This window comes from Winogradskyella immobilis (genome assembly GCF_021887715.1).
In the GTDB taxonomy this organism is placed as follows: Bacteria; Bacteroidota; Bacteroidia; order Flavobacteriales; family Flavobacteriaceae; genus Winogradskyella; species Winogradskyella immobilis.
The window spans coordinates 13399-26373 of record NZ_JAIQXX010000016.1 but is presented as its reverse complement, the minus strand read 5'-3'; the positions used below and the strand labels follow the sequence as shown (position 1 = coordinate 26373).

Annotated in this window: 16 protein-coding genes; 2 read left to right on the top strand and 14 right to left on the bottom strand. The window is 31.4% G+C overall.

Annotated elements, in window-relative coordinates:
• Positions 1-125 precede the first annotated feature (125 nt).
• The 8 genes from ftsY to K8Z87_RS11095 all read right to left on the bottom strand — a co-directional run bounded on the left by ftsY (position 126) and on the right by K8Z87_RS11095 (position 4973).
• Positions 126-1100 carry a signal recognition particle-docking protein FtsY gene (gene ftsY, locus K8Z87_RS11130; RefSeq protein WP_227477639.1) on the bottom strand — a complete coding sequence of 325 codons (975 nt, stop codon included), beginning with the start codon at positions 1098-1100 and terminating at the stop codon, positions 126-128.
• A gap of 160 nt (positions 1101-1260) precedes the next feature.
• Complete coding sequence (locus K8Z87_RS11125; protein ID WP_087491600.1) at positions 1261-1413, bottom strand: DUF4295 domain-containing protein; 153 nt, start codon at positions 1411-1413, stop codon at positions 1261-1263.
• Positions 1414-1420: 7 nt separating this feature from the next.
• The gene (rpmG, locus tag K8Z87_RS11120) at positions 1421-1603 is read right to left on the bottom strand and encodes a 50S ribosomal protein L33 (RefSeq protein WP_227477638.1); all 183 of its coding nucleotides are present in this window, start codon (positions 1601-1603) and stop codon (positions 1421-1423) included.
• 25 nt (positions 1604-1628) lie between these two features.
• The gene (gene rpmB, locus K8Z87_RS11115) at positions 1629-1865 is read right to left on the bottom strand and encodes a 50S ribosomal protein L28 (protein ID WP_227477637.1); all 237 of its coding nucleotides are present in this window, start codon (positions 1863-1865) and stop codon (positions 1629-1631) included.
• Between the two features lie 79 nt (positions 1866-1944).
• Positions 1945-3192, bottom strand: a complete 1248-nt coding sequence (locus tag K8Z87_RS11110; RefSeq protein WP_227477636.1) for a competence/damage-inducible protein A — start codon at positions 3190-3192, stop codon at positions 1945-1947.
• The gene (locus K8Z87_RS11105; RefSeq protein WP_227477635.1) at positions 3192-3533 is read right to left on the bottom strand and encodes an Hpt domain-containing protein; all 342 of its coding nucleotides are present in this window, start codon (positions 3531-3533) and stop codon (positions 3192-3194) included. Before K8Z87_RS11105 ends, K8Z87_RS11110 begins: the two co-directional genes overlap by 1 nt.
• 1 nt (position 3534) lies before the next feature.
• Positions 3535-4146 (bottom strand): fumarylacetoacetate hydrolase family protein, encoded by a 612-nt coding sequence (locus K8Z87_RS11100; RefSeq protein ID WP_227477634.1) that lies wholly within the window; start codon positions 4144-4146, stop codon positions 3535-3537.
• Between the two features lie 50 nt (positions 4147-4196).
• Positions 4197-4973, bottom strand: coding sequence for a 3'-5' exonuclease (locus K8Z87_RS11095; RefSeq protein ID WP_227477633.1), 777 nt, complete (start codon positions 4971-4973; stop codon positions 4197-4199).
• 201 nt (positions 4974-5174) lie between these two features.
• Here K8Z87_RS11095 and K8Z87_RS11090 point away from each other — a divergent pair, with 201 nt between their 5' ends.
• On the top strand, positions 5175-5576 hold the full coding sequence (locus K8Z87_RS11090) for a DoxX family protein (RefSeq protein ID WP_227477632.1): 402 nt from the start codon (positions 5175-5177) through the stop codon (positions 5574-5576).
• A 152-nt stretch (positions 5577-5728) separates the two neighbouring features.
• Here the strand turns inward: K8Z87_RS11090 and K8Z87_RS11085 are convergent, their stop codons facing one another.
• From K8Z87_RS11085 to recR, 5 genes are all read right to left on the bottom strand, one after another.
• Entirely contained in the window at positions 5729-6358 is a 630-nt protein-coding gene (locus tag K8Z87_RS11085) for an RloB family protein (RefSeq protein ID WP_227477631.1), read from the bottom strand.
• A gap of 6 nt (positions 6359-6364) precedes the next feature.
• Positions 6365-7648 carry an AAA family ATPase gene (locus tag K8Z87_RS11080; protein ID WP_227477630.1) on the bottom strand — a complete coding sequence of 428 codons (1284 nt, stop codon included), beginning with the start codon at positions 7646-7648 and terminating at the stop codon, positions 6365-6367.
• Between the two features lie 296 nt (positions 7649-7944).
• Positions 7945-9252, bottom strand: coding sequence for a dihydrolipoamide acetyltransferase family protein (locus K8Z87_RS11075; protein WP_227477629.1), 1308 nt, complete (start codon positions 9250-9252; stop codon positions 7945-7947).
• 87 nt (positions 9253-9339) lie between these two features.
• Positions 9340-10431, bottom strand: coding sequence for a glycosyltransferase family 2 protein (locus tag K8Z87_RS11070; RefSeq protein ID WP_227477628.1), 1092 nt, complete (start codon positions 10429-10431; stop codon positions 9340-9342).
• Positions 10432-10436: 5 nt separating this feature from the next.
• Positions 10437-11054, bottom strand: a complete 618-nt coding sequence (gene recR / locus K8Z87_RS11065; protein WP_227477627.1) for a recombination mediator RecR — start codon at positions 11052-11054, stop codon at positions 10437-10439.
• Positions 11055-11144: 90 nt separating this feature from the next.
• Between recR and K8Z87_RS11060 the strand changes: the two genes are divergently transcribed.
• The gene (locus tag K8Z87_RS11060) at positions 11145-12617 is read left to right on the top strand and encodes a sodium:solute symporter (protein ID WP_227477626.1); all 1473 of its coding nucleotides are present in this window, start codon (positions 11145-11147) and stop codon (positions 12615-12617) included.
• Here K8Z87_RS11060 and K8Z87_RS11055 read toward each other — a convergent pair.
• Positions 12604-12966, bottom strand: a complete 363-nt coding sequence (locus K8Z87_RS11055; protein WP_227477625.1) for a CoA-binding protein — start codon at positions 12964-12966, stop codon at positions 12604-12606. The genes K8Z87_RS11060 and K8Z87_RS11055 overlap by 14 nt on opposite strands.
• Positions 12967-12975 lie beyond the last annotated feature (9 nt).

The following is a 12975-nucleotide window of genomic DNA, read 5'->3' as shown; positions in this document are numbered from 1 at the left end:
TTTTATAAAAGTATAAAACTCATCGCAATGATGAATGTTTTACAGGTGTTAAAAATTTAATATCGAAGTTTCTATTTGTATTGAAATAAATTTCTTCCCGATAGTTATCGAGATTCACAAGGGTTTTACTTAAAAAACGAATCTACAAATTCATATTTATTGAATACCTGTAAATCTTCGATGCCTTCGCCTACTCCAATATATTTTACAGGAATTTGAAACTGATCACTAATACCAATCACTACTCCTCCTTTTGCTGTTCCATCTAACTTGGTCACAGCCAAAGCTGTTACTTCGGTTGCTGCTGTAAACTGTTTTGCTTGTTCAAACGCGTTTTGTCCGGTAGAGCCATCTAAAACTAATAATACATCGTGAGGTGAATTGTCAACCACTTTTTGCATGACACGTTTTACTTTAGTAAGCTCGTTCATAAGATTCACTTTATTATGTAAACGTCCTGCAGTGTCAATAATAATAACATCTGCATTTTGGTTAACACCAGATTGTAAAGCATCAAATGCAACAGAAGCTGGATCACTCCCCATATCTTGACGTACCATTGGAACATCTACACGATCAGCCCAAACCTGAAGTTGATCTATAGCTGCTGCTCTAAAGGTATCCGCGGCACCTAAAACAACATTTAAACCTTGCTTTTTAAATTGATATGCTAATTTACCTATCGTAGTGGTTTTACCAACTCCATTAACTCCAACCACCATAAGTACATATGGTGTTTTAGAGCCATCCTCGCGTTTTGGTAATTCAGGAATTATATAATCTGTAGCTTCCCCAGAATTGGTTTCGGATAGTAAAGCAGCTATTTCTTCTCTTAATATTTTATTAAGCTCTGATGTACCAAGATATTTATCTTTAGCGACTCGAGCTTCTATACGTTCTATAACTTTAAGCGTTGTATTAACTCCAACATCACTAGTAACTAACACTTCTTCAAGGTTATCTAATACATCGTCATCGACTTTAGATTTACCAGCTACAGCTTTATTTAGTTTATTGAAAAAAGAGGATTTTGATTTTTCTAATCCTTTATCTAAAGTTTCCTTCTTTTCTGAAGAAAATATTTTCTTAAAAAAACTCATTGTATTGTTTAATCGTTTTTTACTCTGTTATTCTTTAGAATATAGAGCAATTTCCTTGCCTAATCGTTTTACTGCTAAGATGTCATGAAAACGCTCAAATATAGCCATAAAAAAACTGCTTTCAAATGAAAGCAGTTTTATAAATATTTTTATTTAGCAATTATTTTTTTGCTAAAAAATCCTTGACAAATTCTGGTGCCATTACTGATTCTACAAAAGTGTAAGCTCCAGTTTTTGGTGATTTCACCATTTTAATCGCTTTTGTCAAACGTTTAGATCCTGTCTGTAGAGACGCTACTGATTTCTTTGCCATGGTGTAATTATTTTATCTCTTTATGAACTGTCATACGCTTAAGGATAGGATTAAATTTTTTAATCTCCATACGATCTGGCGTATTCTTTTTATTTTTAGTTGTGATATATCTTGAAGTACCTGCTTCACCAGAAGCTTTATGCTCTGTACATTCTAAGATAACTTGTATTCTATTTCCTTTCTTTGCCATTGTAAATTGACTTTAGCTTTCGCTCTTATTTGTAAAACCCTTTTGCTCTTGCCTCTTTTAAAGCTGCAGAAATACCAATTTTATTAATGGTTTTTAATGCAGAAGTAGACACTTTTAACGTTACCCATTTATCTTCTTCAGGAATATAAAAGCGTTTTTTAATTAAATTAGCACCAAACTTACGCTTAGTCTTATTCATAGCATGAGATACATTGTTCCCAACCATTGCTTTTTTCCCAGTAAGTTCACAAACTCTTGACATCTTTTTCTAACTTTAGGTATGTTTATTTTAAACAGGGTGCAAATTTAGTAAAACTTTACATTTCAACAAATTTAAAGACTTACTTTTTTTCAATTTCTTTTTGAAGCATTTCAAAGGCTTTATTTGTTGCCTTTTTAATCACTTTTTCTCTATGATTTCCAAAATCAAACATTTCTGAATAAATTCTGCCTTTACTAGCTATTGATATCCATACGGTTCCGACTTCTGCATCAGCATCTCCTTTAGATGGTCCGGCATTTCCTGTAGTGCTTATGGCATAGTTTGCGTCAAATAATTCTAAAACTCCTTTGGCCATAGCTTCAACAACTTCTCTACTAACTACAGAATGTTGTTTAATAGTATCTTCTGAAACATTTAATAACTTAATCTTTGATTCGGTTGCATAACTTACTACGCTTCCTTTATAATATTTTGATGCACCAGCATTTGCTGTTATAGACTGTGCTATACTTCCACCAGTACAACTCTCTGCTATTGCCAGAGTCTTTCCTAAATCAGTTAGTTGTTTTCCTATAGCTGCTTCGAGCGAAGCTTCGTCTTCATAACCAACAAAAATATCTTCTATCTGTGGCAATAAAAGATTAATCTGCTTTTCCATCTCTCTTTCAACCAAATCTTTATCCATTGCTTTTGCAGACAAACGCAAGCGCACTCTTCCTAGGTTTGGTAAATATGCTAATTTAATATACGATGGTAAACTATCTTCAAACACCTCAATGCGAGCCGCAAGTGCACTCTCGCCTAAACCGTGAGTTAAAAGTGTTTTGTGTAATATATAAGGATAATTAAATGTTTTTCTTAACTCTGGAATGACTTGATTACTAATTAAAGCTTTCATTTCATAAGGCACACCAGGAAGCGATACAAATATTTTTCCATTCTTTTCAATCCACATGCCTGGAGCAGTGCCAAAACGGTTGTTTAATACTTTTGCTTTTGACGGTACTAAAGCTTGCTGACGGTTTACATCAGAAATAGGCGAACTGATGTATTTTGAAAACAATACTTCTATATGTTGAAGTACATCTTTATTTTCTACCAGTTCATCATCAAAGTACTCACAAAGTGTGTGCTTTGTAATATCATCTTTTGTAGGTCCTAATCCACCAGTTATAATAATAATATCTGCGTTAGCTTCGGCTTCGGCTAATGCTTTTAAGATATGCGCTTTATCATCTTGAATAGAAGTAATTTGATAAACTGAAGCTCCTATTTTGTTCAGTTCTTTTCCTAAAAAAGCAGAATTTGTATCTATGATTTGTCCGATGAGAATTTCATCTCCAATGGTAATTATTTCAGCATTCATTACAACCCGAAATCTGACCGTATTTCATTTACAGCATTATCTATTGCTTGTAAAACTGATTTTAATTGCCCAGAAACATCTTCATTTGCTTTTTCGAACTTTCCCCAGTCTTGTATGTCTATAAGTTTATCTAAAACTCCAAGCTCAAACAAATCTATAGTGGGTTTCATTTTATGTGCTGCTTGGTAAGCTTCATAATAATCGTTATTAGGAACAGCAACTTTAAGACGCTCAGCATCTTCTGGTACTTCTTCTAAAAATGTTGCTGCTAATATAGCCACAAATTCTTCATCACCATCTGCCAATTCTCTTACACGATCTAACTTATAATGTTCTGTCATTTTATTTAACTTTTATTGAAAATAATTCTTCGTTCTCTATGAATCCTTTTAACTGATCTTCAGCAAAAACTTTACCAACTCCTGCCGGAGTTCCTGTAAAGATAATATCTCCAATTTTTAAAGTGAAATATTTTGACACATATTCGATGAGTTCATCAACTTTCCAGAGCATTAATTTTGTGTTTCCATTTTGTGCAATCTCCCCATTACGCTCTAAACGAAAATTAATATTATTAATATCAGCAAATTGCGATTTTGGCAACCACTCACTAACTACTGCTGCACCATCAAAAGCTTTCGCTTTTTCCCATGGATGTCCTTTTGCTTTTAATTGCGATTGTAAATCTCTTGCTGTAAAATCGATACCTAAGCCTATTTCATTATAATACTTATGTGCAAATTTTCTATCTATGTGCTTCCCTACTTTGTTAATCTTTATTAGTAATTCTACTTCATGATGAACATCATCAGAGAAATCTGGAATAAAAAACGGTTGCTTCTTTAATAGAATAGAAGTGTCTGGTTTTAAAAAGATAATTGGATCTTTTGGTTTTTCGTTTTCTAATTCTTCAATATGTGCCGTATAATTTCGACCTATGCAAATGAGTTTCAAAATGTATTACTTATTATCAATTATTATTATTTATTCTTTATTTAGAACAATTATCCTAGTTTATTATTAAACTGTCTCAACTTTATAGCGGTGAGTACTTTTTTAGTGTACAATGGAAAATCTGCATTGAGTAACCATCCAAAGTAACCAGGTTCTTTTTCTAAAATATCTACAACACGTTTTCCTTTATGCTTACCAAAAGAAAAACATTCTTCACCTTCTTTATTGTAATTTATAAAACCTGCAAAATCGGCAAACTTTTTATGCGAACTGAATTCTGCTAAAAATTTAGTGTTATTTTCTAGTTCATCATATCTTTCTAATTGTGCTTTTAAAACTTCAAAAGTGGCTTTGGTATCCGCTTCGGCACTATGTGCATCTTCCAAATTTTTATCGCAATAAAATTTATAGGCCGCACTTAATGTACGTTTCTCCATTTTATGAAAAATAGTTTGCACATCTACAGATTGTGTGTTTTTCATATCAAAATCTATGTCTGCGCGTAACAGTTCTTCAGCTAATAAAGGAATATCAAATCTGTTAGAGTTAAAACCACCTAAATCTGAATCTTTAATAATAGTATAAATCTCTTTTGATAATTCTTTAAACGTCGGTTTATCTACAACATCGGCATCAGAAATTCCATGTATGGCAGTTACTTCTGGCGGAATTGGCATTTCTGGATTTACAACCCATGTTTTAGTCTCTTCCTTACCATCTGGATACACTTTTAGAATTGAAATTTCTACAATTCTATCTTTAGAAATGTTGATTCCGGTAGTTTCTAAATCGAAAAAACAAATGGGTTTATTAAGGTTGAGCTGCATAAATTCTATTTTAAATACAAAGGTAACAGAATACCTAATAGTATTGAAAGTTTTAACGCATATGGTTAAAGTTCTATCTAAAATTATTTAGCTAACTTCGTTTAATGCAATTTTTATAGACTATCTGATATTAATAAGCGCATAAAAAAAGCACAAGAATATTATAACAACTAAGTTAGCTGTAATTAAAAATACAAAATTATGAATGACCTCTTAAACGCGACAACCTCAGCACAAATTATAACACTATTATTCTTAACCATCCTTTTTATACAATCTGGATTAGACAAGGTTTTTAACTATAAAGGAAATTATGAATACTTTAAATCGCATTTTGCAAAGAGCATTTTAAAAAACACCATTGGCATCCTTTTGCCAGTAATTACTCTATTAGAAGTTGCTGCTGGTATATGTTCGTTAATTGGAGTAGTACAGATTATTATAAATGGAAGTACTACTATAGGTTTAATAGGTGCACAATTATCTGCGCTATCAATACTAGCCCTATTTTTTGGTCAAAGAGTAGCCAATGAATATGAAGGCTCTAGTACTTTGGTGGGTTATTTTTTAGTCACCATTGTTAGTATATTTTTATTGGGATAGAAATTTTACAATGATTTTTTTTAAACCAACTGATAGTCATTTATTTGACTTTGTAAAGTAAATCAACTAACTTCGTTTAACATTCGATAAATTCAACTAGCATTGAGCTAGTCGAAGTGTTAAAACTGATTTTATCTTAGCATTGGCAGTAATTAAACGAGAGAGTACAAATATTCAACTAAATCATGAATATTTGAATATGCAGATAACTTATAAACTCTTTTTCCAGAATCTAATTCATCATTAAACTGTTCAATTACCCATTTACTATTTTTAATTCCAACTGCTTTATTTGGTAGTAAAACTTCAAATATGTTTGTTGCTTTTTCATAATCAGGAAGCCATTTTTTCTTTATTTGACTAATTACAGAATCACACTTTTTGAATGGTTTTGTTGTCTTCTCGAAATGTAATAAAACAAAGTATTCAAAGCATGGAACAGTAAAAGCAATATTTATTTTTGGACTTGAGACTCTTGCTACCTCGAAAGCTTCTGAAATTTTAGCATGACCATCTTTATCAAAAATGACCCAAACAAAGTCATATGCATTTTTTTCTCGTTTAGCTTCTTTAATTTTTGTTTTTGCATAATTCACAAGCCCTAAAGGAGAGTGGTCTTTAGGTTTAAATATTTTAACATCAATCGATGAAAATTTACGTCTATACTTATCTTGACTAATTAAACCCTGAAAATAATTTTCTTCAGTTTCTCCTTCACATAAAATTAAGCCTCTTTTATTAAAACTTATGTTTCTTCTTGATTTTCTGTATCCTCTTTTCATAAAACATTAATAGTGAAAATCAAGCTCATTTTCATTTATTACTGGTGTAGCACCAAACCTACCACTCATATACCACTTTTCATAAGGAATATTTCCTCTTACTCCAGGAATATCTGAAATTGAATAATAGTGACTAAATCCTTCAAACTCTTTTTCTGCAAACCAAACTTGGTCACGTCTAAACAATTCATTGTCCAGCAATGAAACATCATGCGTTGCAAAAATAAGTTGTGCATTATTAGGATTTAATTTTGGTGTTCTGAAGATATTAATTAACATTCTCGTTAATTTTGGGTGCAAGCTTTTATCAAGTTCGTCAATCACTAATGTTTGACCATCAGCTAAAGCTTCTAAAATCAAACCTCCAACAGCTAATAGCTTTAATGTTCCTGTAGATTCTTCAGCTAAATGAAAATCAATCTTTCCGACCTCTTCACCATTTTCAAACTCTTTATGTGATGTTCTAATTTTATACTTATATCTTTCAATAATTTCATCCTTGTCTTCATCAGTCATTTCTTCAGGCAAACTTTCTCTTTCTATTTCAGATTCTTGTATGTCAATAGAATGAATACCAGTATCAGCAACACACATTAATTTATTAATATTCTCTTTAAAAAAGGGAATATCATCATTTCCCATTTTATTAGTAAATAATTGTATCAGAACATTATCATATTCTGTATCATGTATATTGGAAACAAATAATCCTTCAGAGAAAAAAGAATATGGAATTGCTAACTGCTCATTTTTTTCTGTCCCAATTTTAGACAAGAAAAGCTGATTATCATATAATAAATCTTCGATATCTCTTTTCTTTCCTGTTAGAGATTCTCCATAATTTATTTTTTTTCCAATTTCCCTTCTGAACAACCAAGCTGGCTGCGATTTAGGATAATACCTCAATTTTTCATAAACAATCTTTTTTTCATTATAACCAACTGAATACTGATATCTAATTCCATCACTTCCAATAAAATCAATTAAAAATTCTACTGGTTGATTTCTAAAACCTTTATCTAACTTATATGGCTCATAAGGCGCAATTTTATCATCAACTTTAGAATCAGCCGAATAAATTACCATATATTGAATAGCCTTGAATGATTTTAATAAGTTACTTTTTCCAGAGGCATTTCTGCCATAAACAATTGCTGAATTGAGAATTTTATAACCTTTATAATCTACAACAGAATTTTCTAATTCTTTGACTTTATTCTCTGCAAGCATTGAGAAACTTTGCCAATCCTTGATTGAACGAAAGTTTTTTATTTTAAATTCTAATAACATAATCCGAAATTAACTAAAAAAATGTAGTTTTTATGCAAATTTAAGTTAAATTTAGAAAAATACTACCAACAACGTGTATAATTAATTGCTTTGGAAGTGATTATTTGGAAAATTCCTTCAGTATTTCCTCTGGTTCGTTTTCTTTTACTAATTTAGACCTAGCCAACGCAACTAACCATATACAACAACGTTAAACGAAACTTCTTGAAAAATCACAAAAAAGCACAGTTTTAAAACTGTGCCCTTTTATATTTTAATTTAAATCTCTTAGAATGAGATCCCCATTTTCATGGGAATTAAATTTCTCGATTTATATCCCAAGCCTCTAAATAATCTTTTACCGCTTTTACAAACTGTCCTCCAAGTGCGCCATTAACCACACGATGATCGTAAGAATGCGATAAAAACATTTTATAACGGATGCCTATAAAATCTCCTTCAGAAGTTTCTATAACAGCTGGTACTTTACGAATAGCACCTAATGCCAATATAGCTACTTGCGGTTGATTAATAATAGGTGTACCCATAATACTACCAAATGTACCTACATTAGTTACAGTGTAAGTTCCATCTTGTATGTCGTCAGGACTTAACTTATTGGTACGTGCTCGGTTAGCTAAATCATTAACTTGTTTAGCCATGCCTAATAAATTTAATTGATCTGCATTTTTAATGACTGGAACAATTAAATTACCATCAGCTAAAGCTGCTGCCATACCTAAATTGATGTTTTTCTTTTTAATGATTTTATCTCCTTGTACAGAGATATTAATCATAGGAAAATCACGGATCGCTTTTGCAACCGCTTCCATAAATATAGGAGTAAACGTTAAATTTTCGCCTTCTCTCTTTTTAAAACTGTCTTTATGTTTTTTACGCCAGTTCCAGATGTTAGTCACATCAGCCTCTATAAATGATTGAACATGTGCAGATGTTTGTACTGAATCTACCATATGTTTAGAAATAAGTTTGCCCATACGGCTCATTTCTATAATTTCATCTTCACCAGAAGCTATAACTGGAGCTTCTGCTTTTGGTGCATTTTCAGTTTTAGCTGGTTTAGCTGGTGTTTGTGATACTGGAGCTGGAGCTGAACCACGAGATGCTAAATAATTTTTTATGTCATTTTTAGTGACTCTTCCGTCTTTTCCTGTACCTGGAATAGTATCTAATTCGGTTTGAGATATTCCTTCTTGTTTCGCTATATTTTTTACTAAAGGTGAATAAAAACGGTCTCCCGAAGTTATAATTGGTTCTATAGTATTCTGAGCAGCAACGACTGTTTGAGATACTTCTTCTACTACTTTAGTTGTCTCAGTTTTTTCTTCTTTAGCTGAAGCTTTAACTTCTATAGTGCCTCCGCCTTCTGTTTCTATAACAGCGATAATCTGCCCTACTTGTACAACATCATCAACATTGAATAATTTTTCTACTAATACTCCATCAACTTCACTCGGCACTTCACTATCTACTTTATCAGTAGCTATTTCTAATACAGCTTCGTCAGCTTCAATTGTATCTCCTATATCTTTTAACCAAGCAGTAATTGTTGCCTCTGCAACACTCTCCCCCATCTTGGGTAGTTTAAGTTCAAAATTTGCCATATCTATAATTTGATAGTCTTAATTCGGTGATTGAATGCAAAATTACTAAAAAAAGTAGTCTTTTATTGATGTTAATTCAAAATTTAATCAAAATTTAATAACTTCACCTTGCGATATTGCACTATCACTTCCAAGGCTAAAATTACTCTTTTTTGGTAAAATTCTATAGGTTAGGCTTTTGTTTTTTGCATTTGTTTTCATTGTCTTTAATATTGTTTTATATGAAAACATTTCAGCATCCAAAATAATAAGACTATGATCTTCTATTAAATTTAAATCCGTATACACCTTTATCTGTTGTGTTAATTTTGATTTTAATGTTTTTAAGTCTCTGCTAGAAAAAATCTGTGTTTGCTGTGGTTTTGTAATTGCTATAGGGTCTGATTTTTTTATTAAATAAGCTAATTTAATTCCTGTAAAAACTACAGTGTTAAAAATAATATTTCGTTTAAAATGCTTTTTGTAGAAAATATGCATTGCCCCGTAAAAACGTTTTAGATAGTTTTTATCTTTTAATGTGCTTTCTCCTTTAAAGTGAAGTACAGAGGTTTGTCCGTAATAATAATTTGTATGAGTTTTCGATACCTTATATGACAAATCAATATCTTCTCCATACATAAAATAGTCTTCGTCAAATCCGCTAACACTATGATAAACTTCTTTTTTAAGAAGCATAAATGCACCGACTAGAACATCTACTTTTCCTATAGCTTCTTCATCTAAGTTATTATAATATTGAGATCCATTTCCTAACATTTTTTGAAATGCCACATAAGGTTTAGGAATATTTCGTTTACTCTCTGGCAAAAAATTTCCTTTACCATCTATAAGTTGACATCCTAAAATGCCTAAATCTGTTTTTGAATCCGCAAATTCTAGAAGCGTTACAAATGTGTCTTCAGCTACTACTGTATCTGGGTTAAGGATACATACATATTCTCCTTTAGCGGCTTTTACTCCAATATTATTTCCTTTTGAAAACCCTAAATTATTTGTGTTTTTAATAAGAATCACATCTGGGAATAGAGTTTCTACTATTGAGCAACTGTCATCACTAGAGTTATTGTCAACAACAATAATCTCTGCGTCGATATCATCTATGGCTTCTGTAACACTCTGTAAACATAGCTCCAAAAAGTAGCGTACATTATAATTAAGTATAACAACAGATAATTTCAAAACGATTAAGATTTTAATGAGGCTTCAAATGGAATTCGGTCTATAATGCTTCGACCTAAAGTAATTTCATCTGCGTATTCGAGTTCATTACCTGCAGCAATTCCTCTAGCTATAGTGGATGTTTTTATATTATAATCTTGAATCTGTCTGTAAATGTAGAAGTTAGTAGTATCTCCTTCCATTGTCGGACTCATAGCAAAAATTAACTCTGTTACAGTTCCATCTTTTACCTTATCAATTAAGGTTGTAATATTTAAATCTTGAGGACCAATACCATCCATTGGTGATATTTTACCACCTAACACATGATATAAGCCTTTAAAAGATCCTGTGCTTTCTATAGCCATAACATCTCTAATATCTTCTACGATACAAATAAGTGATTTATTTCGCATTGGGTTATCACAAATCTCACAAAGTGTTTTATCACTAATATTATGGCAAGATTTACAAAAATTAATTTCTTCTCTAACGGTTTTTAAAGCTTCAGATAATAATAGCGCTTGTTCTTTAGGCTGACGTAATAAATGCAATACTAAACGTAATGCTGTACGTTTACCTATACCTGGTAATTGCGCCATTTCATTAACTGCTTTCTCTAATAATTTTGAAGAAAATTCCATGATTGCGAAGGTACTTAATTTTTAAATTTAAGAATGATAGCTATTAATTTTTATAAAAAGATTATTTTCGGAATAATAAATTCTTTAGTTATGTCTCCTACCACAATACTAATTTTAATAGCCTCATATTTTGGGGTTCTAATTTTAATATCCTACTTCACTGGAAAAGAAGATTCTAATGCTGCTTTTTTTAAGGCTAATAAATCTGCTCCGTGGTATTTAGTAGCCTTTGGAATGATTGGCACATCGCTTTCTGGTGTAACATTTATTTCTGTGCCCGGATTAATTGGTGGACAACAATTTGGCTATATGCAAGGCGTATTGGGATTTTTTGTAGGCTATTTTGTTATCGTTTTTATTCTTTTACCTATTTATTATAAACTTAATGTCACTTCTATATACGAATATTTAGAACAACGTTTTGGTAAAGTAAGTTATAAAACTGGCGCATTTTTCTTTTTATTATCTCGTGTTACAGGCGCTTCTTTTCGATTGTTTTTGGTTGCATTAGCAATGCAATATGTCGTTTTTGAAAGTATAGGTGTACCGTTTTGGATTACCGTTGTAATTTCTATATTACTAATTTGGATATATACATTTAAAGGTGGTATAAAAACTATTATTTGGACTGATACTTTACAAACTCTAGCCATGCTGAGTGCTGTAGGATTAGCCATCTACTTAATTAACGAGAAATTAGATTGGACTTACTTAGAATTTTTAAACTCTGATAGTTTTTCTGAAAAAGGAAAAATTTTCTTCTTTGATGACCCTAATGCTGCTGTCTATTTTTGGAAATATTTTATAGGAGGTATATTTATAACTATTGCAATGACTGGACTAGACCAAGATATGATGCAGAAAAATTTAGCCTGCAAAAACAAAAAAGAAGCTCAGAAGAATATGATAAGCATGTCTGTTCTGCTCGTTATTGTCAATTTTGCATTCTTATCTCTTGGTGCATTACTGTTTATATACGCAGAACAATTTGGAATAGACATTCCTATAGTGGATGGAAGGACAAGAACCGATTTATTATTTCCTGAGATTGCAATGAATCAAAACTTAGGAAAACCTTTAGCTATTATTTTTATTATTGGTTTAATCGCTGCCGCGTATTCTAGCGCAGATTCTGCCTTAACTTCATTAACCACTTCTTTTTCTGTTGATTTTTTAAATATTAATAACAAACCAGAAGCCGAACAAAAACCGCTTCGTAAAAGAGTACACGTCTATGTTTCTATAGTACTAGCGTTTGTTGTTATTCTATTTAATTATTTAGATGGAAACGTTGTTAGTAACCTTTTTAAGTTTGCAACTTTTACTTATGGACCTTTGCTTGGGCTTTTTGCATTTGGTATTTTAACCAAACGACAAATAAGAGATAAATATGCATGGATTGTTGGGTTGTTATCTATACTTATAACATTCGGCATCACTTCTCTCCCAGAAAGTATTATTGGTGCTTACCAATTTCATTGGGAAATTCTTCCTATAAATGGATTTATAACCTTTATAGGATTGCTAATTATAACTAAAAAAGAGATTATTAATACTGATTAGTACCTAACAATACTAGCGTACAAGCTATTTCAAATTCTATTTGATTTGCTTTAAGCAAATTATAGAATTCTATATTTTCTGTTCCTGGATTAAAAATTACACGTTTAGGCTTTAAACCTATAATGTAATCATAAAGTTCAACTTGCCGTTTTGGATTTAAATATAGTGTTACAGTATCTATTGCTTTATAATTTAAACGTTCAGTATCTATAGAGACTCCTTCAACTTCACCTTTTCTTAAACCTAATGCTTTAACTTCATGGCCTTTATCAATTAAACGACGTATTGCTTTATTAGAATAACGATGTGTTTTTAGTGAGGCTCCGACAACTAATGTTTTTTTCTTCATGTGTTAAAA

Bases quoted from the DNA above. Each gene is read 5' to 3' on its own strand.
- K8Z87_RS11080 (WP_227477630.1), bottom strand. From the start codon at position 7,648: ATGTTATTAGAATTTAAAATAAAAAACTTTCGTTCAATCAAGGATTGG.
- K8Z87_RS11125 (WP_087491600.1), bottom strand. From the start codon at position 1,413: ATGGCAAAGAAATCAGTAGCGTCTCTACAGACAGGATCTAAACGTTTG.
- rpmG (WP_227477638.1), bottom strand. From the start codon at position 1,603: ATGGCAAAGAAAGGAAATAGAATACAAGTTATCTTAGAATGTACAGAG.
- K8Z87_RS11105 (WP_227477635.1), bottom strand. From the start codon at position 3,533: ATGACAGAACATTATAAGTTAGATCGTGTAAGAGAATTGGCAGATGGT.
- K8Z87_RS11110 (WP_227477636.1), bottom strand. From the start codon at position 3,192: ATGAATGCTGAAATAATTACCATTGGAGATGAAATTCTCATCGGACAA.
- ftsY (WP_227477639.1), bottom strand. From the start codon at position 1,100: ATGAGTTTTTTTAAGAAAATATTTTCTTCAGAAAAGAAGGAAACTTTA.
- recR (WP_227477627.1), bottom strand. From the start codon at position 11,054: ATGGAATTTTCTTCAAAATTATTAGAGAAAGCAGTTAATGAAATGGCG.
- K8Z87_RS11095 (WP_227477633.1), bottom strand. From the start codon at position 4,973: ATGCAGCTCAACCTTAATAAACCCATTTGTTTTTTCGATTTAGAAACT.
- K8Z87_RS11075 (WP_227477629.1), bottom strand. From the start codon at position 9,252: ATGGCAAATTTTGAACTTAAACTACCCAAGATGGGGGAGAGTGTTGCA.
- rpmB (WP_227477637.1), bottom strand. From the start codon at position 1,865: ATGTCAAGAGTTTGTGAACTTACTGGGAAAAAAGCAATGGTTGGGAAC.
- K8Z87_RS11055 (WP_227477625.1), bottom strand. From the start codon at position 12,966: ATGAAGAAAAAAACATTAGTTGTCGGAGCCTCACTAAAAACACATCGT.
- K8Z87_RS11060 (WP_227477626.1), top strand. From the start codon at position 11,145: ATGTCTCCTACCACAATACTAATTTTAATAGCCTCATATTTTGGGGTT.
- K8Z87_RS11090 (WP_227477632.1), top strand. From the start codon at position 5,175: ATGAATGACCTCTTAAACGCGACAACCTCAGCACAAATTATAACACTA.
- K8Z87_RS11085 (WP_227477631.1), bottom strand. From the start codon at position 6,358: ATGAAAAGAGGATACAGAAAATCAAGAAGAAACATAAGTTTTAATAAA.